General features: G+C 75.1%; 11 protein-coding genes. 6 read left to right on the forward strand and 5 right to left on the reverse strand.

The features are described from left to right. Positions 1-12: 12 nt before the first annotated feature. A complete protein-coding gene (locus ABD358_RS17240; protein WP_344631927.1) occupies positions 13-843 on the reverse strand; it encodes an ATP-grasp domain-containing protein in 831 nt (276 codons plus the stop codon). Between the two features lie 210 nt (positions 844-1053). On the opposite strand from ABD358_RS17240, the gene ABD358_RS17245 reads away from it, so the two are divergent. Beyond that, entirely contained in the window at positions 1054-1248 is a 195-nt protein-coding gene (locus ABD358_RS17245; RefSeq protein ID WP_344631928.1) for a hypothetical protein, read from the forward strand. A gap of 297 nt (positions 1249-1545) precedes the next feature. Beyond that, positions 1546-2895: a hypothetical protein gene (locus tag ABD358_RS17250; protein WP_425576356.1), complete on the forward strand. Its 1350-nt coding sequence runs from the start codon at positions 1546-1548 to the stop codon at positions 2893-2895. Between the two features lie 25 nt (positions 2896-2920). Here ABD358_RS17250 and ABD358_RS17255 read toward each other — a convergent pair whose 3' ends face one another. After that, the gene (locus ABD358_RS17255; RefSeq protein ID WP_344631930.1) at positions 2921-4468 is read right to left on the reverse strand and encodes an SCO1417 family PLP biosynthesis transcription factor; all 1548 of its coding nucleotides are present in this window, start codon (positions 4466-4468) and stop codon (positions 2921-2923) included. Positions 4469-4566: 98 nt separating this feature from the next. Between ABD358_RS17255 and yczE the strand changes: the two genes are divergently transcribed. The 4 genes from yczE to ABD358_RS17275 all read left to right on the forward strand — a co-directional run bounded on the left by yczE (position 4567) and on the right by ABD358_RS17275 (position 8211). Further along, positions 4567-5274, forward strand: coding sequence for a membrane protein YczE (yczE, locus tag ABD358_RS17260; protein ID WP_344631931.1), 708 nt, complete (start codon positions 4567-4569; stop codon positions 5272-5274). Then, positions 5271-6065, forward strand: a complete 795-nt coding sequence (locus tag ABD358_RS17265; protein ID WP_344631932.1) for a glycerophosphodiester phosphodiesterase family protein — start codon at positions 5271-5273, stop codon at positions 6063-6065. Before yczE ends, ABD358_RS17265 begins: the two co-directional genes overlap by 4 nt. 75 nt (positions 6066-6140) lie before the next feature. Further along, positions 6141-7568, forward strand: coding sequence for an MFS transporter (locus ABD358_RS17270; RefSeq protein WP_344631933.1), 1428 nt, complete (start codon positions 6141-6143; stop codon positions 7566-7568). 265 nt (positions 7569-7833) lie between these two features. Further along, positions 7834-8211, forward strand: a complete 378-nt coding sequence (locus ABD358_RS17275; protein WP_344631934.1) for an RNA polymerase-binding protein RbpA — start codon at positions 7834-7836, stop codon at positions 8209-8211. 150 nt (positions 8212-8361) lie between these two features. Here ABD358_RS17275 and fxsA read toward each other — a convergent pair whose 3' ends face one another. From fxsA to lnt, 3 genes are all read right to left on the reverse strand, one after another. Continuing rightward, complete coding sequence (gene fxsA / locus ABD358_RS17280; RefSeq protein WP_344631935.1) at positions 8362-8982, reverse strand: FxsA family membrane protein; 621 nt, start codon at positions 8980-8982, stop codon at positions 8362-8364. A 1-nt stretch (position 8983) separates the two neighbouring features. After that, positions 8984-9754 carry a polyprenol monophosphomannose synthase gene (locus ABD358_RS17285; protein WP_344631936.1) on the reverse strand — a complete coding sequence of 257 codons (771 nt, stop codon included), beginning with the start codon at positions 9752-9754 and terminating at the stop codon, positions 8984-8986. After that, a partial coding sequence (lnt, locus tag ABD358_RS17290; protein WP_344631937.1) for an apolipoprotein N-acyltransferase occupies positions 9751-10756 on the reverse strand: 1006 nt, incomplete at its 5' end. The genes lnt and ABD358_RS17285, both read right to left, overlap by 4 nt.

The following is a 10756-nucleotide window of genomic DNA, read 5'->3' on the forward strand; positions in this document are numbered from 1 at the left end:
CGGAGGGCGGTTTCAGGCGAGGAGCGCGCGCAGCGAGGCGGTCATGGCGGCGACGAACCGCTCCGCGGTCCCGGCGTCCACCCGGTCCAGCGACAGGTAGGGGTTGAGGTCCTCCAGCTCCACGAGCAGCAGCTCCCCGCCGGCCGTGCGGCAGGCGTCCACGCGCTGGACGCCGTGGTCGACGGCGTTCCAGTCCACGAACCGCTGCGCGAAGGCGAGGTCGTCCGCGCCGGGCCGGTACGGCTCCAGCTCCCAGCGCCGGGCGGGGTCGGGGGCGTGGAGGGCGTACTGGAAGACGCGGTCGACGAAGTAGAAGGAGACCTCGTAGCGGAAGTCGATCCTCGGCTGGACCAGCAGGCCCGCGTCGACGTCGAACGCGACCTCTCCCAGCCGGTCCGCGGGGACGACCTCCAGGCCGATGGAGTCCGCGCCGAGTTCGGGCTTGACGACGTACTCCGCCGCCCGCGGCAGCCGGTCCAGGTCCTCGCGGCGGCCGACGGTCGGGATGACCGGCTCCCCCGCCGCGCTCAGCTCGACCAGGTACCGCTTGCCGGCCATGTCGGCACGGCCGGACAGCTCGTTGAACACCCTCGTCCCGCGCTCCAGCGCCCGGGCGCGGAACTCCTCCCACGCGGCCCGGTGGTGGAGGACCGGGCCGCTGTTGCGCACGACGACCGCGTCGAAGCCGTCCATCAGCGCCACGGTGTCGTGCGGGGAGCACAGGGCGACGTGGAAGTCCGCGCGGAGCCGGCCCGAGAGGCGGACGTCCTCGTCCCCGTAGCGGCGGCCCCTCGCCTCGTAGGCGAGATCGGTGACGTACAGCAGTGCGGGCTTGCGGGGCATCGGGGCCGTTCCTCGTCGCGCGGTCGGCCCCACGCTACCGCCCGGGAAACGGCCCGCGGGATTCGCCCGCCCGCGTCGGTCAATCCCGCGACCCCCCGAGGGGAGCAGGAGAAATGTGCTAAATCACCCCATTGCCGCTTTCGGCCCACCGGACCCTCTGTGAAGCTTGAGGGACACACGGTGACCATCTCATCCCGCGCAGGAGTACCCATGGTGCTGTCGATCTCCGGTGTCCTGTTGTTCGGAGTGATCGTCTTCCTGTTCTTCCGCAGGGACAACCTCAAGCTCTCCCACGCCATCGTGTGCGCGCTGTTCGGCTTCTACCTGGCGGGATCGGCGGTCGCGCCCGGCATCCACGCGAGCGGCGCCACCCTCGCCGACCTCATCGGAGAGCTCAGTCTCTAGACAGCCCCCAGGACTTCCACGACCTTCGAGCCCCAGGGCTCCGGACGGCAGGAGATCGGCGTGGCCTGGCGCCCCTACCCCCGCACACTGACCCCACTGCACGCTTCCCCCGCCTCCTCCCCCCGTCCCGCCCCGTCCGCCGCCGCTCCGCCGGCCGGCGGACGGGGCGGGACGGGGGCGGGGCGCGCCCCCGACGCCCTGCGGCGCCTTCCGGCCGCGGCCGCCCGCGTCCCGGGCCGGGCCGCCTCGGCGGTGCGGCGGTGGTGGGAGCGCACCCCCCGGGAGAGGCGGGGCCCCGTGCTCATCGCGGTCGCGGCCTGCCTGCTGACCCTGTGGCTGACGCCGTACGGGACGCTGATCGGAGCGGTCGCCCTGGCGGGCGCCGTGGCCTGGCAGGGCCGCGCCCGGTCCGCCGAGGCCGCCGACGGCGGACCGGGCGAGGCGGAGCGCGCCCGCCTGCAGACCCTCTACGAGGCGCTGGTCCCGCACCTCTCCCTCGCCGGCGACCCCCGCCCGCGGCCGCTGTACGCCCACGACGGCGACTGGCGGCGGGCGTTCACCGCCTTCGCGTTCACCGAGGAGGGGCGGCTGTCCCACCTGCGGCTGCGCTACCCGCCGCACCTGGGCGACGGGGACCCGGAGTCCCGGGCGCGCCTCCAGCGGCTGCTGTGCGACAAGGCCGGGCAGGGCCGGGAGTACCGCTTCGCCTGGCACGAGGAGACGGGCGAGCTGTCCCTGACCGCGCTGCCGCCGCTGCCGGCGGGCGTGTGCGCGCAGCGCTTCGCCACCGCCCCGGGCGAGACCGTGCTGGGCTTCACCGACCTCCACACCGCCCGGCGCACCGTGCCGGTGACCGGGGACGACGGCGAGCGGCGGGACCTGCCGCCGGTCGTGTGGCGCACGGGCCCGCGCTCCGCCGAGCCCCACCTGCTGGTGCTGGGCCGCCCCGGCGCGGGGGCCACCACGCTGCTGCGGTCGGTGGCCCTCCAGGCGCTCGGGCACGGCGAGGTGCTGATCGTGGACGGCGGCGGCGCCGGCGAGTACGCGTTCCTCGCGGGGCGCGGGGGGGTGCTGGCTGTGGAGCCGACCCTGGCCGGCGCGCTGTCGTCGCTGGAGTGGGTGACGCGGGAGACCGAGCGCAGACTGCTGGCGGCGAACCGGGCCCGGCAGACCGGGCGGGACGTCCCCGAGGACGTCTGCCGCCCGCTGTGGGTCCTGGTGGACCGGCCGTCGGCGCTCAGCCGCCTGGCGCGCTCCGAGGGGCAGCGCGATCCGCAGGACCTGCTCCAGGTGCCCCTGCGGTACGGGCGCGCGGTGCGGGTGACCGTGGCGGTCGCCGACCGGTTCGAGGGCGCGGCCGGCCTGGCCGCCGCCGTACGCTCCCACACCCGGGCCCGGGTCGTGCTGGGCCCGGCGACGCCGGACCAGGTGCGGGCGGTGCTCGGCGAGGCGCCCGCCACCACGCCGCCGCCCCGGGTGCCGCCGGGACGCGGCTACGCCCGCCTCGGCACGGGCCCGGTGCACCGCCTCCAGGTGCCCGCCACCCCCGATCCGTACGACGAGGAGGCGTCCGAGCCGCAGCGGCGGGCGGTCATGGAGCTGCTGACAGGGCCGATGGCCTCGGCCGGCCGCCGCACGCTCCGGTGACCGGCCGCCGCCCGCCGGGCGGCGGTCAGGCGACGAAGGAGCGCGGCGCGTCGGCCCCCGCGCTCCGGCCCGCGGCCACCAGGCGGGCGGCGGCGGCCAGCCGGGCGGCCGCCTCGTCGGCGACCGGTCCGCAGACGGTGAACGGCAGCCGCACATAGCCCTCGAAGGCGCCGTCCACGCCGAACCGCGGCCCGGAGGGGACGCGGACGCCCAGCCGCTCCCCCGCCTCGGCGATCCGCGAGCCGGACAGGCCGCCGGTGCGCACCCACAGGGTGAGGCCGCCGCGCGGGACGGTGAACTCCCAGTCGGGCAGGTGCCGCCGGAGAGCTTCGACGAGCGAGTCGCGGTTCTCCCGGGCCCTCTCGCAGCGGACGGCCACCGCCCGGTCCCAGCCCGTGGCCGCCTCCCCGTCCGCGCCGTCCCCGCCGTTCCCGGTCAGCAGCCGGGCGACGGCGAGCTGCTCCAGCACGGGGCTGCCCAGGTCGGCCCAGGCGCGGGCGGCCACCAGGCTGCGGATGGTCTCGGGGGCGGCGCGGACCCAGCCGATGCGCAGCCCGGCCCAGATGGACTTGCTGGCCGAGCCGACGGTGACGACGGTCGACCCGCCGGGGTCGAACGCCGCGACCGGGCGGGGCGCCCGCCCGCCGGGCGGGGGGTCGAGGTGGAGGCCGGACATGGTCTCGTCCGCCACCAGCACGGTGCCCGCGGCCCGGGCGGCGGAGACCAGTTCGCGGCGCTGCTCGTCGTCCTCCAGGACGCCGGTGGGGTTGTGGTAGTCGGCGATGACGTAGGCCATCCGGGGCGCGGCGTCGCGCAGCACCCGGCGCCAGGCCGGCAGGTCCCAGCCGGCCGGCCCCTCCCCCATCGCCACGGGCACCAGCCGGGCGCCGGCCTCCCGCAGCAGCTGCAGGACGTTGGCGTACGAGGGGTGCTCGACGGCGATCCGCTCGCCGCGCGGGGCGAGCAGGCCGCGGATGGCGGCCACCGCGCCCATGGCCCCGGTGGTGATCATGATCTGCTCGGGCATGGTGGGGACGCCGCGGGCGGTGTAGTGGTCGGCGAGGGCCTGCCGCAGGGCGGGCAGCCCCGCCGGGTAGTCGCCGTGGGTGTGGACGTAGGGCGGCAGGTCGGCCAGTGCGCCCCGGAAGGCGTGGGTGACCCAGGGCTCGGGGGCGGGAAGGGCGGCCCAGCCCAGGTCGATCATGGTGCCGGCGGACTCGGGCGGCAGGGGCTCCAGGCCGCCGGACGGCAGGGGGTTGCCGGCGGGCAGGGCCGTCCAGCTCCCCGCGCCGCGCCGGGAGGAGAGGAACCCGTCGGCGCGCAGCGCCTCGTAGGCCGCGGCGACGGTGGTGCGGCTGACGGCGAGGGCCGCGGCCAGCTCGCGCTCGGCGGGCAGCCGGGCGGCGACGGGGACGCGCCCCTCCAGAACCAGCAGGCGCACACCGTCGGCGAGGGCCCGGTAGGCGGGCACGCGCCGCGTTCCGGAACCGCCGGCGCCGGGCTCGGCGGCCTGCTGGGAGGCCAGGAGGCGGGCGAGCTGCTGCGCCCCGACCGCAGAAGTCCACTGAGCCATCTTTCGAGTCCACCTTCTTGGAATTGGCCATGGTCACGGAACGCTTACAGGCCACAGGGTGTCACGCATCGGTCCACCGCGCCAGAAAGGAAGGGTCGTTGTCCGTCTTCAGAGGTTCTTCCGACCGGCTGCTCCGCCGCCTGGTCCAGCTCTACGCCGGGCTGGTGGTCTACGGGGCGAGCGCGGCGCTGATGGTGCGGGCCGGCCTCGGCCTCGGCCCGTGGGACGTCTTCCACCAGGGCGTGGCCGAGCGCGCCGGGCTGTCGATCGGCACCGTGCTGATCGCCACGGGAGCCGCGGTGCTCCTGCTGTGGATACCGCTGCGCCAGCGGCCCGGCCTGGGCACCGTGTCCAACGTGATCGTGGTCGGCCTCGCCATGGACGCCGCCCTGGCCCTGCTTCCGGAGCCCCGCGCACTGGCGGTGCGGGTGCCGATGCTGGCCTGCGCGATCGTGCTGAACGGGGCGGCGACCGGCCTGTACATCACGGCGCGGTTCGGTCCCGGACCGCGCGACGGCCTGATGACCGGCCTGCACCGGGTCACCGGGCGGTCGGTGCGGCTGGTGCGGACGGGCATCGAGGTGGCGGTGCTGGCCGCCGGTTTCCTGCTGGGCGGCACGGCGGGCGCGGGCACGGTGGCCTACGCACTGGCGATCGGCCCGCTGTCCCAGTTCTTCCTGCGGGTGTTCGCCGTGCCCGGCCCCGGCGGGGGATCCTCCTCCGGCGGGTCCTCCCCCGGCGCCCGCCCCGCGTCCGCCGACCGCCCCGGGGAGGGGCGGGACGGGCGCGCGATACTGCACCCGTGACAGCTCCCGCCCCGGCCCCGCGTCCCGCCCACCCCTTCTTCGACCATCCCGCCCCCCTCGCCTTCGCCCACCGCGGCGGAACGGTCGCGGGACGGGCCGGCCTGGAGAACACCCACACCGCCTTCGCGCGGGCGGTGGAGCTGGGGTACCGCTATCTGGAGACCGACGTGCACGTCACGGCGGACGGGCGCCTGGTCGCCTTCCACGACGCCACACTGGACCGGGTGACGGACGGCAGCGGCCCGATCGCCTCCCTGCCGTGGGCACAGGTGCGGCGGGCGAGGGTGGGCGGCAGCGAACCGGTGCCGCTCTTCTCCGACCTGCTGCGCGCCTTCCCCCGCGCCCGCTGGAACATCGACGTCAAGGCGGACGCGGCGCTGGCCCCGCTGCTGGACCTGCTGGACTCCACCGACGCCTGGGACCGGGTGTGCGTGGGCGCCTTCTCCGAGTCCCGGGTGGCCAGGGCGCGCGCCCTGGCGGGTCCGCGTCTGGCCACCTCGCTGGGCACCCGCGGCGTCCTGGGCCTGCGGCTGCGCTCGTACCGCCTGCCGGGCCCGGTGGGCCGCGGGGCGCTGTGCGCCCAGGTCCCGGTGCGGCACGGCGGCGTGCGCGTGGTGGACCGGGCGTTCGTACGCCATGCTCATGCCAGGGGCCTGCAGGTGCACGTGTGGACGGTCAACGATCCGGCGCGGATGCGGGCGCTGCTCGACCTGGGCGTGGATGGCATCATGACCGATCACATCGAGGCACTGCGCACGGTGCTGGCCGAGCGGGGAGCCTGGGACGGATAGGCCGGTGGTCCGGCCGCGCGCCGGCCCGGACGCCCCCGCGCGTCCCCGCCGGCGTACGGACGCGAGGGGGCGTGGGTGGACACCGAGACCGAGGCGGGCGCCGCAGGCACGGAGGACCCCGGGGACGGCAAAGGCGCCGGGGACGCCGGGAACACCGGGAACGCCGCCGACCGGCGGCGCGAGCAGCGCGGCTGGTACTTCTACGACTGGGCCAACTCCGTCTTCTCCACCAGCGTGCTCACCGTCTTCCTCGGCCCCTATCTGACCGGGGTCGCCGAGGCCGCGGCGGACGCGGCCGGCTACGTGCACCCGCTGGGCATCCCGGTGCGGGCGGGCTCGTACTTCGCCTACGCGGTCTCCGCCTCGGTGCTGCTGTCGGTGCTGGTGATGCCGCTGGCGGGGGCGGTGGCGGACCGGTCGGGGCGCAAGCGGCCGATGCTGGGCGCGTTCGCCTACCTGGGCGCGGCGGCGACCATGGGCATGTTCTTCCTGGACGGCGACCGCTACCTGCTGGGCGGGGCGCTGCTGGTGGTGGCGAACGTCTCCTTCGCCACGGCCGTGGTGATCTACAACTCGTTCCTGCCGCAGATCGCCGCCCCCGAGGAGCGCGACGCGGTCTCCTCCCGGGGCTGGGCCTTCGGGTACGCGGCCGGGGCGCTGGTGCTGGTGGCCAACCTGGCGCTGTTCCTCGGGCACGAGTCGCTGGGGGTGACCGAGGGCACGGCGGTGCGGATCTGCCTGGCGTCCGCCGGGCTGTGGTGGGCGGTCTTCACGATCGTCCCGCTGCGGCGGCTGCGCGACCGTCCGGTGGCGCGCGAGGGCGCGGGGGGCGGCGCGGAGCCGTCCCTCAGGGGCGGCTGGCGGCAGCTCGCCGGCACGCTGCGCGACCTGCGGCGGTATCCGCTGACCCTGCTGTTCCTGCTGGCCTACCTGCTCTACAACGACGGCGTGCAGACGGTGATCACCCAGGCGTCCGTCTTCGGCTCCGAGGAGCTGGGCATGGACCAGACCACGCTGATCGGCGCGATCCTGCTGGTCCAGGTCCTGGCGGTGGCGGGGGCCCTGCTGCTGGGCCGGCTGGCCGCGCGCCACGGCGCCAAGCGGACGATCCTGGGCTCGCTGGTGGCGTGGACGGCGACGGCGTGCGCGGGGTACGCGCTGCCTGCCGGGGAGCCGGTGTGGTTCTTCGTACTGGCCGCCGCGATCGGGATGGTGCTGGGCGGCACCCAGGCGCTGTCGCGCTCGCTGTTCGCGCAGCTGGTGCCCCGTGGCAAGGAGGCGGAGTACTTCTCCCTGTACGAGATCAGCGACCGCGGGACGAGCTGGCTGGGCCCGCTGGTGTTCGGGCTGACGTACCAGCTCACCGGGAGCTACCGGGACGCGATCGTCTCTTTGGTGATCTTCTTCGTCCTGGGTTTCGTCCTGCTGCTGCGGGTACCGGTGGAAAGAGCGGTGGCGGCGGTGGGCACCTCGGCGCCGGGCCGGATGCCGGATCGGATTTAGGCCATCGGGCGGAGGGCGGGTAGTGTACGCCTTTGGCTCGCCGGATGGACCGTTACTGCATGCCAAAGATGGGCGAACGTTAAGTTGCATCCCCTGTCAGATGTGACAAAGCGGGCAGCGGTGGGTACCGCATATCCGACGAGGCAGCGGCACGACGGGCGACGCATCTCCCGGATCGGGAATCTTCACCGCCGACCGGACGTTGACCGGATGACGACGACAGCGACACCTGTCCTGTGGGCGACAAGCCCGGGAGGCACGATTCATGAGTGAGCGAGCTCTTCGCGGCACGCGACTCGTGGTGACCAGCTACGAGACCGACCGCGGTATCGACCTGGCTCCGCGCCAGGCCGTGGAGTACGCATGCCGAAACGGCCATCGATTCGAGATGCCGTTCTCGGTCGAGGCCGAGATTCCGCCGGAGTGGGAGTGCAAGGTCTGCGGCGCCCAGGCGCTCCTGGTGAACGGCGAGGGGCCCGAGGAGAAGAAGACCAAGCCAGCGCGTACGCACTGGGACATGCTCATGGAGCGGCGCACCCGTGAGGAGTTGGAGGAGGTGCTGGCCGAGAGGCTGGCGGTCCTGCGCTCCGGCACCATGAACATCGCCGTGCACCCGCGGGACAGCAGGCGCAAGTCCGCCTGACGGCCGCGTGCACACCGCCCCGCACGGCGGGTGGGAGACGTACGCGAGGCCCCGGCCACCCTCGGGTGGCCGGGGCCTCGCGCGTTCCGGGAACGCCTCCGGCGCCCGGGGCCGCCGGGGAAACGTCCGCCGGCCCCGGGCGGCGGCGGGCTACGCCGTGCTTCCCCCGTCCTCCTCACGGACGACCTCGCCCTGGACGATCTTTCCGTCGGGGCGGTGGATGCGTACCTGCTCCCCCGCCGCCCGGGCCTGCCGGAGGGCGTCGCCCAGAGAACCGGGGGCGAGGCCCGCACGGCGGGCGAGGCGGCGTTCGACCGCCCCGCGCAGCAGGGCCGCGGTCGGCGGGAAGAGGCACAGCAGACCGGCGGCGTCGGAGACCAGGCCGGGCAGCATCAGCAGCAGCCCGCCCAGCATGGCGAACCCGTGCCCGGCACGCCGCGCCGGCCCGGCGTCCGTCCTCTCCGCCGGGCCGGCGCCCGGCTGGAGGCCCTCCACCGTCTCGACCAGTCCGCGCCAGGCACGCCGCCCCGCGCGCTTGACCGCCGCGGCGCCGAGCACGAACCCGGCCGCCAGGACGGCCAGGACCACCAGCCCGCTCGTGGCGTCCGCCAGCAGGATCAGCAGCCAGATCTCCAGCACCGCGAAGGCGGCCGCTCCCAGGGGGAGGAGGCCGCGGCCGCGCGGGCGGCGGGGCCCGCCGGACCGGGCGTGCGGTTCGCTGCGGGGGCGCTGCGGCGGAGGCTCGTACGGGTACGGGGCGCGGGTCGTCATGTCATCCAGTGTGCCCGCGCCCCAGAATCTGGTTCACACGGGACCGCACGCCCCAGGCGGTGACCCGCCACAGCGCCTCGGCGACGATGTCGCGGCTCATCTTGCTGTCCCCGCGCTCGCGCTCGACGAAGGTGATGGGCACCTCCACCACCTGGAACCCGGCCTGCACGGCGCGGTGGGCGAGGTCGACCTGGAAGCAGTACCCCTGGGAGGCCACGTCGTCCATGCCCAGTCCCAGCAGGGTCTCCTTGCGGAAGGCGCGGAAGCCGCCGGTGACGTCCCTCAGGGGCACCCCCAGCATCAGCCGGGAGTAGGTGCTGCCGCCGCGGGAGAGGAACTCCCGGTGCCGGGGCCAGTTGACCACGCGCCCGCCCGGCACCCAGCGCGAGCCGAGCACCAGGTCGGCGCCCTTGAGCGCGGTGAGGAGCCTGGGCAGCTCCTCGGGCTGGTGGGAGCCGTCGGCGTCCATCTCGACCAGGACGTCGTAGCCGTTGTCGATGCCCCAGCGGAAGCCGGCCAGGTAGGCGGCGCCCAGTCCTTCCTTGCCCTTGCGGTGGAGCACCCTGACCCGCTCGTCGGCGGCGGCCAGCTCGTCGGCGACCTTCCCCGTCCCGTCGGGGCTGTTGTCGTCGGCGACCAGGACGTGGGCCTCGGGGACGGCCTCGCGCACTCTGGTGACGACCTGGCGGATGTTGTCGGCCTCGTTGTAGGTCGGAATGATCACCAGGATCCTGCCGAGCGGACCCCTGCCGCGCTGCCGGGCGTCGTTCACTGCTGCTGCCTCTTCCCCTCTGTCCCGTTCTCCCCGTCTGCCCCCCGCCTGCCGAGGACGTATGCCCCGGCACAGGACAGGACGCCCACGATAGCGAGCACCCACTCCGGCGCGGGGCCGATTCGGTCGGAGAGAGTGGTTCCGTCCCGCAGGGGGAGATCGGCGAGGAGGACGTCCCTGGTGAACTCCTCCGTCCGCTGCTCGACCGTGCCGTCGGGGGCCACGATCGCGCTGATGCCGCTGGTGGCGGCGGTGACGACGGCCCTCCCGTGCTCGACCGCCCTCAGCCGGGACATGGCGAGCTGCTGCTCGGGCTGGCCGGTGCGGCCGTAGGTGGCGTTGTTGGTCTGGACGACCAGGGCGCGGGCGCCGTCGTTGACGGTGTCGCGCACGATCTCGTCGTAGGCCACCTCGAAGCAGATGACGTCGCCGAGCCGGGCCGGTCCGACGTCCAGCACGCCGGTGCGCTCCCCGGGCCAGAAGTCGCGCGGCACGCGCTGGAGACGGGTGATCACCTTGCTGAGCTGCTCCCGGTAGGGCACGTACTCGCCGAAGGGCACCGGGTGCTGCTTGGTGTACGAGGCGCCGGGGCCGGTCTCGGGGTCCCAGACGATGCCCTGGTTCTCGACGTACCCCTCCTCGGTGGGGTGGTCGACGAGGGCGCCCACGAGGATCGGGACGCCGACCGCCTTCGCGGCCCGGTCGATCGCGTCGTACGCCTCCAGGTGCCGGTGGGGGTCCAGGTCGGAGGCGTTCTCCGGCCATATCACCAGGTCGGGCCGCTCCGTCCGGCCCTCCGCCACGTCCTCGGCCAGCTCCAGGGTGGCCCGGACGTGGTTGTCGAGGATCAGCATCGGGCGGCCGAGGAAGTCCATGCCGGGCTGCTGGACGTTGCCCTGGACGACGGCTATGCGGACGGTGTCGGCGGCCCCGGTGGGGACCGGCACGGCGTACCCGGACACCGCGGTGGCCGCGGCGAGGGCCACCGCCCCCGCCGCCGGC

The sequence above is a fragment of the Streptomyces glaucosporus genome, from assembly GCF_039533345.1.
Taxonomy (GTDB): domain Bacteria; phylum Actinomycetota; class Actinomycetes; order Streptomycetales; family Streptomycetaceae; genus Streptomyces; species Streptomyces glaucosporus.

Excerpts from the sequence above, each read along its gene's own strand:
- fxsA (WP_344631935.1), bottom strand. The coding sequence starts at position 8,982 with ATGACGACCCGCGCCCCGTACCCGTACGAGCCTCCGCCGCAGCGCCCC.
- ABD358_RS17245 (WP_344631928.1), top strand. The coding sequence starts at position 1,054 with ATGGTGCTGTCGATCTCCGGTGTCCTGTTGTTCGGAGTGATCGTCTTC.
- ABD358_RS17240 (WP_344631927.1), bottom strand. The coding sequence starts at position 843 with ATGCCCCGCAAGCCCGCACTGCTGTACGTCACCGATCTCGCCTACGAG.
- ABD358_RS17255 (WP_344631930.1), bottom strand. The coding sequence starts at position 4,468 with ATGGCTCAGTGGACTTCTGCGGTCGGGGCGCAGCAGCTCGCCCGCCTC.
- ABD358_RS17275 (WP_344631934.1), top strand. The coding sequence starts at position 7,834 with ATGAGTGAGCGAGCTCTTCGCGGCACGCGACTCGTGGTGACCAGCTAC.